Annotated in this window: 9 protein-coding genes; 2 read left to right on the top strand and 7 right to left on the bottom strand. The window is 36.0% G+C overall.

Annotated elements, in window-relative coordinates; genetic code table 11:
* Window positions 1–33: 33 nt before the first annotated feature.
* Window positions 34–2,580 carry an ATP-dependent Clp protease ATP-binding subunit gene (locus C245_RS0110270; protein WP_017496511.1) on the bottom strand — a complete coding sequence of 849 codons (2,547 nt, stop codon included), beginning with the start codon at window positions 2,578–2,580 and terminating at the stop codon, window positions 34–36.
* A 257-nt stretch (window positions 2,581–2,837) separates the two neighbouring features.
* Here C245_RS0110270 and gyrA point away from each other — a divergent pair, with 257 nt between their 5' ends.
* On the top strand, window positions 2,838–5,486 hold the full coding sequence (gene gyrA, locus C245_RS0110275; protein WP_017496512.1) for a DNA gyrase subunit A: 2,649 nt from the start codon (window positions 2,838–2,840) through the stop codon (window positions 5,484–5,486).
* Window positions 5,487–5,529: 43 nt separating this feature from the next.
* Entirely contained in the window at window positions 5,530–6,798 is a 1,269-nt protein-coding gene (locus tag C245_RS0110280; RefSeq protein WP_017496513.1) for a lipopolysaccharide assembly protein LapB, read from the top strand.
* Window positions 6,799–6,970: 172 nt separating this feature from the next.
* Here the strand turns inward: C245_RS0110280 and C245_RS0110285 are convergent, their stop codons facing one another.
* The 6 genes from C245_RS0110285 to C245_RS0110310 all read right to left on the bottom strand — a co-directional run bounded on the left by C245_RS0110285 (window position 6,971) and on the right by C245_RS0110310 (window position 15,416).
* Window positions 6,971–7,390: an OsmC family protein gene (locus tag C245_RS0110285; protein ID WP_017496514.1), complete on the bottom strand. Its 420-nt coding sequence runs from the start codon at window positions 7,388–7,390 to the stop codon at window positions 6,971–6,973.
* A gap of 374 nt (window positions 7,391–7,764) precedes the next feature.
* Window positions 7,765–9,756, bottom strand: a complete 1,992-nt coding sequence (locus C245_RS0110290; RefSeq protein WP_017496515.1) for a DUF349 domain-containing protein — start codon at window positions 9,754–9,756, stop codon at window positions 7,765–7,767.
* 352 nt (window positions 9,757–10,108) lie between these two features.
* Window positions 10,109–10,858 (bottom strand): shikimate dehydrogenase, encoded by a 750-nt coding sequence (locus tag C245_RS0110295; protein ID WP_017496516.1) that lies wholly within the window; start codon window positions 10,856–10,858, stop codon window positions 10,109–10,111.
* Window positions 10,858–12,255, bottom strand: a complete 1,398-nt coding sequence (locus tag C245_RS0110300) for a tetratricopeptide repeat protein (protein WP_017496517.1) — start codon at window positions 12,253–12,255, stop codon at window positions 10,858–10,860. Before C245_RS0110300 ends, C245_RS0110295 begins: the two co-directional genes overlap by 1 nt.
* Before the next feature lie 208 nt (window positions 12,256–12,463).
* Entirely contained in the window at window positions 12,464–13,660 is a 1,197-nt protein-coding gene (locus C245_RS0110305; RefSeq protein WP_017496518.1) for an aspartate aminotransferase family protein, read from the bottom strand.
* An 85-nt stretch (window positions 13,661–13,745) separates the two neighbouring features.
* Window positions 13,746–15,416, bottom strand: a complete 1,671-nt coding sequence (locus tag C245_RS0110310; protein WP_123923505.1) for an OstA-like protein — start codon at window positions 15,414–15,416, stop codon at window positions 13,746–13,748.
* Between the last annotated feature and the right edge of the window lie 10 nt (window positions 15,417–15,426).

Genomic DNA, 15,426 nt, shown 5'->3' on the forward strand with positions numbered 1-15,426 from the left:
GGTATGTTATTCTTGTTATAAATTTAAAGTAATCTATTGATTCGTTGGCTCTTCGGCTTTATGGATTTCTACAGAAAGTTCCTGAGAATCATCTTTAAGGTCCATTAAGATTTCATCACCTGAATGTATTTTTGAAGTGATGATCTCCTCGGCTAATACATCTTCAACATATTTTTGAATCGCTCTTTTTAGAGGTCTTGCGCCAAATTGTCTGTCGAAACCTTTTTCTGCAATAAAGGCTTTTGCTTTATCTGTAAGACTTAAGGTGTATCCTAATTCTGCAATACGAGTGTATAGTTTTTTAAGTTCAATTTCGATAATCAAATCAATGTCGGCTTTTTCTAAAGCGTTGAATACAATTACATCGTCAATTCTGTTTAAGAATTCAGGTGCAAAAGTTTTCTTCAATGCATTTTCGATAATGCTTTTTGAGTTTTCATCGGCCTGAGCCACTTTAGCGGCAGTTCCGAATCCTACACCTTGACCGAAATCTTTCAATTGACGTGCTCCAACGTTAGAAGTCATGATGATGATCGTGTTTTTAAAGTCGATTTTACGACCTAAACTATCCGTCAAATATCCATCATCCAAAACCTGAAGCATCATATTGAATACATCCGGATGCGCTTTTTCGATTTCGTCTAAAAGAACTACACAGTATGGTTTTCTGCGAACTTTTTCAGTCAATTGACCACCTTCTTCGTATCCTACATATCCCGGAGGCGCTCCAACTAAACGGGAGATCGCAAATTTTTCCATGTATTCACTCATATCGATACGGATTAACGCATCTTCTGAATCAAACAATTCTTTTGCTAATACTTTTGCCAATTGTGTTTTACCAACTCCCGTCTGACCTAAGAAGATAAACGAACCAATTGGTTTGTTCGGATCTTTAAGTCCGGCTCTGTTACGCTGAATAGAACGTGCAATTTTTAAAACAGCTTCGTTTTGTCCGATTACTTTATTCTGAATCAATTCAGGTAATTGGGCTAATTTGTTGCTTTCTGTTTGCGCAATACGGTTAACAGGAATTCCGGTCATCATTGAAACAACATCGGCTACGTTATCTTCTGTAACTTCAATTCGGTTGTTTTTAGAGTCTTCTTCCCATTGTTCCTGAGCAACAGCCAGGTCTTTCTCGATGCGTTTTTCATCGTCGCGAAGTTTGGCTGCTTCTTCGTATTTCTGTTTTTTAACCACCATGTTTTTCATTTCGCGAACTTCTTCCAGCTGACGCTCCAAATCTAAGATTTGCTTCGGAACATCAATGTTGGTAATATGTACGCGAGATCCTGCTTCGTCAAGAGCATCAATAGCTTTGTCTGGTAAGAAACGCTCAGACATATATCTGTTTGTTAATTTAACACAGGCTTCAATAGCTTCTTGGGTGTAAGTTACATTGTGGTGATCTTCGTATTTGTCTTTTACATTGTTTAAGATTGCAATTGTTTCCTCAACAGAAGTTGGTTCTACAATTACTTTTTGAAAACGTCTTTCAAGGGCGCCATCTTTTTCAATGTATTGTCTGTATTCGTCAAGAGTTGTAGCTCCAATACATTGGATTTCGCCTCTTGCTAAAGCAGGTTTGAACATGTTCGAAGCATCAAGTGAACCTGTTGCTCCACCAGCACCAACGATAGTGTGAATTTCGTCAATGAAAAGAATGATATCGTCGTTTTTCTCCAATTCGTTCATAACGGCTTTCATTCTTTCTTCAAACTGACCACGGTATTTTGTTCCGGCCACTAAGCTGGCAAGGTCAAGTGTAACGACACGTTTGTGAAAAAGAATACGGGAAACTTTTTTCTGGATAATACGCAACGCCAGACCTTCTGCAATAGCAGATTTACCAACTCCAGGCTCTCCGATAAGAAGAGGGTTGTTCTTTTTTCTACGGCTTAGAATTTGAGAAACACGTTCAATTTCTTTCTCGCGTCCTACAACCGGATCTAGTTTTCCTTCCTCTGCCATTTCTGTTAAATCTCTCCCAAAATTGTCCAGTACCGGAGTTTTGGATTTTTTGTTTGACTTATTGGCGGGATTGTTAAAACTACTTTCTTTAAGACTGTCATCTTGTCCTGAATCGTCATTATACGATTCGTTTCTTGGCAAGTTTTCTAAGAATTCTTCTTCGTTTGGAGTCATATTTAAATATTGTTCTTTAGCTATGTCATAATCTATTTTTAGTTTATTCAATAGCTTGGTTGTTGGATCGTTTTCGTTTCGTAAGATGCATAGAAGCAGGTGCGCTGTGCTAATTGACGAGCTTTGAAATACTTTAGCTTCCAGAAAAGTGGTCTTCAGGGCTCTTTCCGCCTGACGCGTAAGATGAAGGTTTTTCTTTTCGGCATTTACTTCAACGCTTTGATTGGCCGGACTCAGTATTTCTACTTTCCTGCGTAAATGATCTAAATCGACTGCAAGGTTATTAAGTATATGAATAGCTTTTCCGTTTCCATCTCTTAAAATGCCCAGCATTAGATGCTCAGTACCAATAAAGTCGTGGCCCAAACGTAAGGCTTCCTCTTTACTGTAGGTAATAACATCTTTTACTCTTGGTGAAAAATTATCATCCATAATATATAATTGGTATTGTAAATTTAGTGAATTACTGTTTGAAAAACAAAAACCGTACCCTTCAGGATCTCCTGACAGCTAAGTGACAAAAAAAATAACAATAAAAGCGTTAAAATACGCTTAATTTATTAACTAAAACGTAAAATAAAGTTGTTAATAAATCATTGAAATAAGTGTAGGTAAATAGCTGAAAAAATTTCAAAAAAACGTATCTTGGCACGCTTTGAAACTAATATAATTATTTAATATAACAACTTATGTCTGAAGGAGAAAAGTTAATTCCTATTAACATAGAAGATGAAATGAAATCAGCTTACATCGATTATTCGATGTCAGTAATTGTATCGAGAGCGCTTCCAGATGTTAGAGATGGCTTGAAACCAGTGCATCGAAGAGTTCTTTACGGAATGTATGACTTAGGAGTAACATCAAGATCTGCCCACAAAAAATCTGCAAGAATCGTAGGAGAGGTTCTGGGTAAGTATCACCCGCACGGAGATACCTCTGTATATGATGCGATGGTACGTATGGCTCAGGAATGGAGTATGCGATATTTATTAGTGGATGGTCAGGGTAACTTTGGTTCTGTTGATGGTGACAGTCCGGCAGCAATGCGTTATACCGAGGCCAGAATGCGCAAAATCTCTGAAGATATTATGGCAGATATCGAAAAAGAAACAGTTGACTTTCAATTGAACTTTGACGATACTTTATATGAGCCTAAAGTAATGCCAACAAGAGTTCCTACTTTATTAGTAAACGGAGCTACAGGTATTGCAGTGGGTATGGCAACCAATATGCCGCCACACAATTTAACCGAAGTAATCAATGGTACATTAGCGTATCTTGATAATAATGATATTGAAGTTGACGAATTAATGACGCATATTAAAGCCCCGGATTTTCCAACCGGAGGTGTAATATATGGTTATGAAGGAGTTCGTGAGGCTTTTAAAACCGGTAGAGGACGTATTGTAATGCGTGCTAAAGTTGGTTTTGAAGAAGTAGACGGAAGAGAATGTATTATCGTGACCGAGATTCCATATCAGGTAAACAAAGCTGAAATGATCAAGCGTACAGCTGATTTAGTTAACGATAAAAAAATCGAAGGTATTGCGAATATTCGTGACGAGTCGGATAGAAATGGTATGCGTATCGTTTATATCTTAAAACGTGATGCTACACCAAACGTAGTATTAAATACCTTATATAAGTATACATCACTACAATCTTCTTTCAGTGTAAATAATATTGCATTGGTAAAAGGGCGCCCACAGATGCTGAATCTAAAAGATATGATTCATTATTTTATTGAGCACCGTCATGATGTAGTAGTTCGCAGAACGCAGTTTGAATTGCGTAAAGCAGAAGAAAGAGCTCATATCTTAGAAGGATTAATTATTGCTTCAGATAATATTGACGAAGTAATTGCAATCATTAGAGGTTCTAAAAATACTGAAGAGGCCCGTGAAAAATTAATCGAAAGATTCAATTTATCAGATATTCAGGCACGTGCCATTGTAGAAATGCGTCTGCGTCAGTTAACAGGTCTGGAACAAGATAAGTTAAGAGCTGAGTTTGAGGAATTGATGAAGTTAATCGAACATTTGAAAGCCTTATTGGCCGATGTAAATTTAAGAACGAATTTAATCAAAGAAGAGCTTGAAGAAATCCGTGAGAAATACGGAGACGATCGTCGTTCTACAATAGAATATGCAGGAGGAGATGTAAGTATCGAAGATTTAATTGCCGATGAAAATGTAGTCATTACGATTTCGCATGCCGGTTACATCAAACGTACTAACCTTACCGAATATAAAACTCAGAACAGAGGAGGAGTTGGGCAAAAAAGTGCCGGAACAAGAGATCAGGATTTCCTTGAGCACATGTTCGTGGCAACTAACCACCAGTATATGATGTTCTTTACGCAAAAAGGAAAATGTTTCTGGATGCGTGTATACGAAATTCCGGAAGGAAGTAAAACGGCAAAAGGTAGAGCAATTCAGAACCTGGTAAACATTGAAAGCGATGATAAAGTAAAAGCTTTCATTTGTACGCAAGACCTAAAAGATAAAGATTATATCAACAGCCATAATCTTGTAATGGTAACTAAACAAGGTCAGGTGAAGAAAACTTCTTTAGAAAAATACTCTAAACCAAGGGTAAATGGTGTTGCTGCCATTACAATTAAAGAAGGTGATGAGTTACTTGAAGCAAAATTAACCAACGGAGACAGCCAAATTATTCTGGCAGTTAAATCCGGTAAACTGGTTCGTTTTGAGGAAACCAAAACACGTCCTATGGGAAGAACGGCTTCAGGAGTTCGCGGAATTACTTTAAAAGACGATACCGATGAAGTAATTGGTATGGTAACCATCGATAGAGAAAATGTTAACGATTCACAAATCTTGGTTGTAACGGAGAATGGATACGGAAAACGTACCAAATTAGTAGACGATGATGGTGAAGATGTGTACAGAATTACAAATCGTGGAGGTAAAGGAGTTAAAACTCTTAACATCACCGATAAAACTGGTAAGTTGATCTCTATCAATGCTGTAACGGATGCGGATGATTTAATGATTATCAATAAGTCCGGATTAACGATCAGAATGGCTATTGAAGATTTACGTGTAATGGGTCGTGCTACGCAAGGAGTTCGATTGATTAACTTAAAAGGTAAAGATTCTATTGCTGCTGTAACAAAAGTTATGAAAGATGATGTTGCCGAGGTTGTTGTAGACGAAGATGGTAATGTTATTGAATCGGCTATTGAAAGAGTAAAACCGGATTTAGAAGTTCTTGAAGACGAAGGTGTAGTTGAAGATGAGGATGACGACGATGAAGTTGCAGACGATGAATCTGAAGACGAAGGCGATTCTGATGACGAAGAATCAGAAGAATAATAGAAAATAAACCACTTAAAATTAAATACACAAATTGAATATTATGAAAAGTAAATATGTAATACTTGCGTCAGCATTATTGATTTCAGTAGCTACTTTTGCTCAAAAGGATCAGATAAAGAGTGCTGAGAAAGCATTAAAAGGCGGAGATGCTCATGGAGCACTTGCGATATTAAAAGATGCTGAAAACTTGATTGTAAATGCTAAAGATGTTGAACAAGCGCAATACTATTTTGTAAAAGGTAACGCTTATTTAGATTTAGCAAATAAAAAAGTAGAAGAAGGAAAAAATCTTTCTTTGGCTGCTGAGACTTATCAAAAATTAATTGATACTGAAAAAACTTCAGGAAAGGTTAAATTCTCTACTCAGGCGGCAGCTTCTATTACTGAAATTAAAGGAAAGCTGATCAATGCAGCTATTGCTGATTCTCAAGCAAGCAAACATGCTGATGGAGCAAAAAAATTGTATGATGCTTACTTGTTAGACAAAAAAGATACAATTAATTTGTACTATGCAGCTTCTACAGCAGTAAATGCTCAGGATTTTGATCTTGCTTTACCAATGTACGAAGAGTTGAAAAAATTAAATTATTCAGGAAAAGGAACAAGTTTTACAGCTGTAAATAAAATTTCTGGTAATGAAGATGGTTTTAACAATGCTAAAGATAGAGATTTAGCTGTAAAATTAGGAACTCACGAAAAGCCTAAAACAGAAGCTATCCCTTCTAAAAGAGGTGAAGTTTACAAAAACTTAGCTTTAATTCTAGTTCAAAAAGGACGTAGTGAAGATGCTAAAAAAGCGATTGCAGATGCAAGAAAAGCAAATCCGGAAGATTCTTCTTTGATTTTAACAGAAGCGAACCTTTACCTTGAGTCTAAAGACTATGAAACATACAAAAAATTAGTAGGTGAGGCTTTGCAGAAAGACCCAAACAATGCTGATTTAGTTTTTAACTTAGGAGTAATTAGTGCTAATGCAAAAAACACTGTTGATGCAGAGAAATATTACTTAAAAGCAATCGAAATCAATCCAAAATATGCAAATGCTTATCTTAACCTTGCAGCATTAAAATTAGAAGCTGAAAAACCAATCATTGATGAAATGAATAAATTGGGAACTACTGCTAAAGATATGAAGCGTTACGATGTATTGAAAGCACAAAGAGAGAATGTTTTCAGAGGGGTTATTCCTTACCTTAAAAAAGCAAATGAGTTAGATCCTAAAAATGAGGATGTTTCTAAAACTTTATTAGGGGTTTACAAAGCTTTAGAAATGACTGCTGAAGCAAAAGCATTGAAAGCTACAATGTAATTAACGAGAGTTAATACTCAATAATTTAAAATTCCAAATTCCAATAATATTTTTTATTGGAGTTTGGAATTTTTTTATTGGGATATATAAAAGCTCAATACCTAAAGAAAACAAACAAATTCCAAATTTCAATGATATCTAGAATTATTGGAATTTGAAATTTGGAATTTTTTTAAGCGATTAGTGTAACTGACAATGTAATAGTAGTGTTTAAAAGTTTAGAAATCGGGCAGATTTCTTTTGCTTTTGCTGCTGTTTTTTCAAATTCCTCTGATGAAATGGATGGCACTTTTCCTTTTAGATCTAAATGAATCAAGGTGATAGAGCCGTCTTCAAAGGTTACTGTGGCTTCCGTGGTTAGATCATCGGCTGTGTAGCCACCTTCGTTTAGTAAAAAGCTTAATTGCATCGTAAAACAGCCGGAATGAGCTGCAGCAATAAGTTCTTCGGGATTTGTTCCAACGCCATCTGCAAATCTGGTTTTAAACGATAATTGTGCATTGTCTAATGTGGTGCTTTGAGTGCTGATGGTTCCTGTTCCTTCCATGCCTGTTCCTTTCCAGTTGGCATGCGCTTTTCTTGTAAATTTCATCGTGTTGTGATTTGAATTAATAATTTATTTGGTATTTTGTTGATTGTCAGTAAATAATGTGTTTATCAAATATAATCAATATTTTACAGAATTGTTTTATGAAGTTTAATTGTAGTGTTAAGTTTAAGGCTTTATAGCCGAATGAATTTAACCGCAAAGGGCGCAAGGTTTTTTAATTTAGATTGTGTTGACAAACGCAAAGTTCGCAAAGCTGTCTGCAGATAAAGCTTTGCGAACTTCACGTAATGTATGACGCAGTATATAAAAAACCTTGCGCCCTTTGCGGTTAAAAAAAAACTGCAATGAAATGAATCACTACAGTTTTATGTTAAAGTGGTTTTGATTTCTCTCAACCTATTATTAGAGTGATTAATCTACTCTTGATTTAAGTTACGCAATTGCTTTAGTTTTTCTTTCCAAACTTCTAAGCTTTCCTTGTGGATTGCGATGTTTTTGCGAACCTCGAGAACAATTGAGTTCTCTTTTTTAGCATTTTTTGTATTGGCAAAGAACTGAATGTTATTCTCCAATTGGAAAATTTCGTTCTGAACTTCTTCAATTTTACGCATTAAGAAAATCTTTTCGTTGTCTAATTTACGAGTGTCATTACTGTCAGACAGAGAATCGATTCGGTTCGAGAAACGCATCATTTCAGTTTCTTTTTTGCTCAGACTTAGTTTTTCGAAAAGGGCATCTAAGATTTTATTGAATTTCCCTTCGATATGACGTCTTGCGAAAGGTACTTTTCCGTAGCCTTTCCAGATTTCGATATGTGCTTTGATGGCATCCAGATCGGTTTTGTGATCACCGGTTAGCTGATAAGCTCTCAAGATGTCTAAATATGCTTTTTTATTATCGAAAGCAGCTACTTCATCAACGTTTTCCTCTGATTTGTGCTCTTTTAATTTATCAAAATAGTGATTGCAGGCATCTTTAAATTCTTTCCAGATTTTATCAGAATATTTTTTAGGAACGTGACCAATTTGTTTCCACTCTTCCTGAATTTGCTTCATGATTGGAGTAGTGGCGGTAAAATCAGTGCTTTCCTGTAGTTCTTTGGCCTTTGCTACAAGAGCCATTTTTTTGTTTAAATTGTCGTTTTGATCCTTTTTAATGTCTTTATAAAATGAATTTTTAAAAGCATTAAAGTTTCTAACGGCAGTTTTAAACGCAGCCCAGGTTTCTTCATTCACTTCTGAAGGCACTTTACCGGCAGCAAAAAACTCATTTCTTAGTGCTTCTACTTTCTGAATCTGTACCAGCCATTGGGAGTGAGAGTTTACCTTCTCGGTTCCTAAAACCTCAATTTTGGCAATGATCTCTTTTTTGATCTCGAGATTATTTTGTTCGTTTGCTCTTTGGTTTTCAAACAAAACTTCTCTTTTGTCGTGAATTTTTTTAGTCAGTTCACTAAATCTGTTCCAGATCGTATCACGGTGTTCTTTAGAAACCGGCCCGATATCTTCTTTCCAGATTCTGTGTAGATCTTGTAATTCGCGGAATGCCTTGCTGATATCGGTTTCGTCAACCAATTCTTCAACACGGGCAACTATTTTTTGTTTTTGTTCCAGATTGTGTTTGAAATCCAAATCTCTCGCCTCGCGATCCAAATGGAGGTAATCATAAAAATTCTCTACATGAAAATGGTAATTATTCCAAACGTGATTGTATTTGTCTTTCGGAATTGCACCTGCATTCTTCCATCTTTCTCTTAAATCATTAAAATGTTTAAGTGTATCCTTGATGTTCTCCTGCGGATTGATGAGCTCTTTAAGCTCTTCAACGATGGCAAGTCTGTTGTCTAAATTTGATTTTAGATTAGTTTGTAAATGTTTAAAATGAGCATTTCTTTTTTCTCTAAAAACATTATAATACTCGTCGAATTTAGATTTTAAAGGAGAGTGGTATTCGAATTCTTCATTCGGATCTTGTTTTGAAGCATTGAATTCTTCTTTTTTCTCTTCTATAAAGTGATTGTATTGTAATAAAAACGACTTCTTGATTTCTTCGATATGATCTTTTACAGACATAACTTTGTCCGTATTAATCAGTTTTTTCAGTTCATCAACAAGTGCATCCAAAGAAAAAGTATCATAATCCTGCATAGGAATTTCATGACGCTCTTTAAGCGTCTCATCTTCACTTTCTTCGGCATTCGAATTGGTTATGGCATCTAATGCAGTTTGATGATTGGCTTCAGTAGTTTCAACAGTACTTTCTGATTCAATCTCATCATTCGAAATTGTATTTTCGGGTACTGCATCGGTATCAGCCGTTTCGATTGCATTATTCTCAGTAGAATCGTTAATGTCGATTTCTAATTTTCCGTCTGCTTCTTGCAGGTTATCATTCTTTTCTTCTAACATTTTTAATGTATAAGGTTTTTATTTTAAAGAGAGCGAAAGATAGTAAAGGTGTTTCTAACTACAAAATAAATCGTTTGTTTATACGTTATTTTACAGTGAAATTCTTAATTATTGCTTTAATTTAAAGATATGATAAGGGCTTTTTTGGAGATTTCTTGAAGTTTATTTAAATTATGAATTGCTGAAATTTTTAGAAATTTAAAAGTAAAATGACACCGGAAGGCACCTTTCTTCGTTTTATTTTGATTTGAAATGGAGAAATAGGGTGGGTATTGTATAAAAAAAGTTAACCCGACAGGTTTTGACACTTGTCGGGTTAAATATTTAAAGTAATGTTCTGTTGTAGCCTTTTTTACTTATTCCAGATTTTCCATGCCTTTTCAGCCTGAAAAATAAGCATGTCGTAACCATTTTTTATTACAGCACCTTTTTGTTTGGCTCTCTTTAAAAATTCCGTTTCTGCCGGATTGTAAATTAGGTCGTAGGCAATATGTTTGTCTGTAAAGAACTCATATGGAATATCAGGACAAGCATCGGTGTCAGGTATTGTTCCAACAGGTGTACAGTTAATGATAATCTGAAAATTATCAAAAGTAGTAGCGTTAATTAAGTTGTAATCGATGATGTTATCTTTGGCTTCTCTTGAAACAAAAGTATAGAGTATACCTAATTCATCAAGAGCAAATGCAACTCCCTTAGAAGCGCCTCCTGTTCCCAGAATCAGTGCTTTTTTATGATGAAGTTCGAGCAGCGGTTCTAACGATTTTTTAAAGCCGTAGTAATCCGTGTTGTATCCTTTTAATTTTCCGCTTTTGGTAAATTTAATAGTGTTTACTGCACCTATTAAGGCTGCTTTTTTTGAAAGTTTATCTAAGAATGGAATGACTTGTTCTTTGTACGGGATCGTAACATTTAAACCTTTCAAATCGGGATTGTTTTTTACCAATTCAGTGAAATAGTTAATTTCAGAGATGTCAAAATTTTCGTAGCTGTTGCCGGCGAAAACTTCATCACTGAATTTTTCTGTAAAATATCCTTTTGAAAAAGAGTAACTAATATTACGGCCCAACAAGCCAAAACGTCTTCTTAAAGTATCAATCATTATTGTTTTCTGTGTTTTTCAATGTAGTTTTTAACTGTTTTCTTTGACCAGACTACCGGGAACAAATCTTCGATTAGAATGTAATTGTCAAAGTTTAAACGTAAACCATTGCTTAAGTGAAATTTAGCTTTAGTAGTGTCCTGAGTCATAAAATACAAGCCGGCCAATCGGTATTCGATTTCGTTTTCTTCCGGAAAATATTCCGTCGCCTGTAATAAAGTTTGAATCGCACTGTCAAATTCTCCTAAGAACTGAAGAATGTCAACCCAGAATAACCAGGTATCCAGCGCATAATCTCCAAATTCTACTGCTTTTCTGTATCCAAATTCTGCCTCTTCAAAAAAGTTCATTTGTTTGTTGATGGTGGCGTAACGCTTCCAGTACAAACGATTCTGATTGTCGATTGCTAATGCTTTATTAACAAAGAACAGGGCTTTTTGAAAATTTTTCTGGCGCATATGAAAGTCAGTAATGGCAATCCATCCTTTGTCTAAAAGCGGATCTTCATGTACGGTCTGATTGTAATATTGCAAGGCTTTTACCAAATTCCCTAGTTTTTCATAGCATTTTCCAATGCGCAGTAAAGCATAAGAAGTTGCATCGTCTAGCTCAATCGTGCGGTTGTAACTTTCGATTGCTTCATGGTACTTTTTTAAACGCTCGTAGGCTTTTGCTTTTTCCATAAAGGCACCAAGGAACTCATCGTCGATAAGTGTGGCATAATCAAAAGCGCGAATCGCGTTTTCGTATTCTTTTACCCCATAATGCAAACGCCCAAGCTGATGCCAGGCAATTTCGCTGTATGGATTTTTGTTGATGTAATCGTTTAGATAAACAATGGCTTCCTGATTTTGATCTAAAAATTCAAAACAATACACCACGTTATAAAGGGCAGACTGATCTTCTAAATCTTCTTCAAGACATTTGATGAAACTGTCTTTTGCCATCTCGAGGTTATCCATAAAAAGATATTCCATTCCAATCAAGTTGTAAACGTCTGCGTAGTCATCTGTAAATTGCAGGGCAATTTTAAGTAATTCTACCGCTTTTTCGTGTTGATCTCTTTTAGAACAGATATTCGCTTTCTGAATGTAAATTTCCTCGTTGTTAGGTTCGATTGCATACAACTCATTTAAGAGTTTCTCGGCGATTTCCAGTTTATCGTCGTAAACCAACATTTCTACTTGTACTAATTTTAAGCCTGTAGATTTTGGGTGTTGGTCTAATGCAAGTTTCAGGGCCTTCTTTGCTAAATTAGCCTTACCTATGTCTAAATAATGAAGAATAATTTCTTCGAATTCTTCAGAATCAAAAAAGAGTACTTTGTTTGTTTTCAACATTGACTCAAATTTGGATAGGGATAGGTTATAATCTTCTTCTTCGTTGCTTAATTGCATACTGTCTTTATTTGAAATTAGCCTGTTATAAATTTAGGCAACCATATTATTGCTGTGGGGAAAGGAAATTAATTGTTTTGAACAATTTAATTAACAATATGGACAGAATTCCGATTCTGTTTTTAGTCCTAATCTTCTGATTTATGAGAAGATTAGGGAGTTGTTATTTTATCTGATGATAGGGATTTCCTATCCCGATTTGTTTTAATTAAACTTCTTGCTCCTTTTTCAGGATTTCATCCATAACGTTTAAGATTATGGCACAACCTTCTTTGATTTCCTCTTCAGAAATTGTTAAAGGAGGTGTTATTCGTATCGCGCATCCTTCAAACAGCAACCAGAATAAAATGAGCCCTTTGTCCTGACAGTTCAAAATAACCTGATTGGTAATTTCGGCAGTTTCGGTCATGGCGGCAAGCATTAATCCTTTTCCTCTAACTTCCTTTATCAAAGGATGTACCAAAAGCGATCGGAAGAGTTTTTCTTTCTCTAAGGTCTCTTCCATTAGATTTGTTTCAGTTAATTCCTGCAAAGTAGCCAGACATGCTGACGCAATGACAGGATGACCTCCGAAAGTAGTGATATGCCCCAATTTAGGATTTTCGGTCAACAGATCCATTTTTTCTGCCGATGCTGTAAAAGCGCCTACCGGCATTCCGCCACCCATACCTTTTCCCATAACTACTATATCGGGAATAACGTCATAGGTTTGAAAACCAAATAGTTTTCCCGTTCTCCCAAAACCAGGTTGGATTTCGTCAACGATCATCATAGCGCCAACTTCGTCACAGCGTTTTCTTACTTTTTGCAGAAAATTGTCATGCGGTTCAATAAATCCGGCACCTCCCTGAATGGTTTCTAAAAGTATAGCCGCAGTTCTGGTGGTTATTTTTTGTAAATCTTCCTCGTTATTAAAGGTAATGAAGTCAACATCGGGAAGAAGAGGTCTGAAGGCTTGTTTACGCTCCTCAAAACCCATAACACTCATAGATCCCATAGTATTGCCGTGATAGGCATTATGACACGAAATAAGCTGACTACGTCCTGTTGCTCGTTTAGCTAACTTCAGAGCTCCTTCAATCGCTTCTGTTCCTGAGTTTACCAGGTAAGTTTTGCTTAGTGATTCAGGCAGGAGTGAGGCCATGAGCTTACAATACTCCACAGCCGGACTTTGAGAGTATTCGCCATAAACCATTACATGTGAATACTTGTCCAATTGATCTTTAATCGCCTGATTGACTCTTGGATGCTGATGCCCAAGTGTACAAGCAGAAACACCTGCTACAAAATCTAAATATTTTTTATCGTTAGTGTCATAGATATAGGAGCCAATAGCATGAGAAACCTCCATTCCTAAAGGGTATGGTGAAGTTTGTGCCTGGTATTTTATAAATTCTGGATTCATTTTTTTTAAGGTTCTAAGTTGCTAAGGTTCTAAGGTTCTGAGTTTAGTCTCAGTTTACAGTTGGGTAAAAAACTGCGACTGAAAACTATTTTTTAGTCTTACTCTTAGCGTTTGTAGTGGTCTTTACTGCGGGTTTCTTTTTGCCGTAATCCAGCGTTTCTTTTCTTACTTTTAGAGGTACGTTTTTATCTTTAGCCTCCTCGTCTTTTCCTTCCTGGATTAATTTATCGTTCATTTCATTGTCTTCAGCCGTAAAAATATCGTCTTTCGACTTTATTCGTTCGTCGCCACGCCAGCGCAAGCCTTTTAATTTACGGGCATTTTCAGGTAAATCGGCTTCGGGATATACGTCACCGTCGACTTTGTTAAAAAATGTGATGGTTTCAATATCGTTATTTTCGATAATCAGATTGATTTTACTGCTTACATTTTTATTGATGCCAATTAGCTCATTGTCATCATTTCGCATGTAATAGATTACCTCGGTGTTTTTGATAACGTCGACATCATGTAATTTTCCTTCCCTGAATTTTCCAAACAAATTGAGTCCCTTGACCTGATTGTAACCGGTTCCGAGGGTATCCCGCGAGACTATAAAGGTGTTGTTGAGGACTTTTAAGGAATCTAGTTTTTTAGTGTTTTTATCACCAATAAGATGCATGACATCTCCTGTGATTTGGCTTTCTCCGTTCCAAAGAATCGGGTTGCCAATTAGTTTTGTCAAAGCGGTCTTGGAATTGGAATGGATAGAATCACATTTCCCACTCATGTCTATTTTGTAAAAACGTACATTGTTGTAAGCCCTTAAAATACGTTCACCTTCTTTTCCGGTAACCATCAGTTTTTTTCCGTGAATATAAACCGAATCTTTTTCGACCAGATTAATGGCAACGGCTCTTTTGGTTACAAACATCGAATCTTTGAGTTTGTAAATCTCGGCATAATGGCCTTTTACAATGCCACGATTGATAGAGTCCGTGATTTTTACATTTCGGGTGGCAGAGGCAAATTCGATATTTCGATTGTAGTATAAACTGTCTCCTTCTATGAGGCGATCATCGTATTTGATGTAAGATTTCCGTAAAAAATGTGCAAGATTCTTCTTGGTGTCATAAAAACCCCTTTCCGTATAAATATAATTGGATTTACTGGTAATGGTTGAAGGGCCGAGCAAATAAGAGTGTCCTGAGTTGCTGTAGTAATCTAAATGATTTGATTTGATCACATATTTTGGATTGGTAATCGTAACTGCAGTCAGGAACTGAAACTTTTTCTCGGTCACAAAATACCTTCCTGATTTACTAACCAATGTATTGTCTTTGTTGATGATAGTTCCTTTGGTGTTGTAAAATACCTGCTGAATATTTCGGTCAAAGTTTATCGTATCCGTACTTAAAGTGGCATCGGGCGAACTCATGACAGCGTCACCGGTCGCAAAAGCTTTTTTTACATTACCACTGTATTCGGCATATTTGCTGTTTAGAAATAAGGTGTCGCCTTGTACCAATTGCACATTTCCAAAAGCTTTAAGGTAATTTTCTTTTTGAAAGAAATAAGCTTTATTACAGGTCAGTACAACCCCGTCATGATTCACTTTTACATTTCCGGTTAGCAGTAAAGCACCCGGTATTTCGTTTTCGTTGATTTCTTGAAAATCAGCGTTTTCAACAATTATTGTTTTAGGTTTTTGAGCAAAAAGATCTTGTACGCTTAAAAAAAGCAAACAAAAGGATATGAAAAATAGTAATTTCTTCAATGGATTAAAT

The sequence above is a fragment of the Flavobacterium sp. WG21 genome (genome assembly GCF_000335775.1).
GTDB lineage: Bacteria > Bacteroidota > Bacteroidia > Flavobacteriales > Flavobacteriaceae > Flavobacterium > Flavobacterium tructae.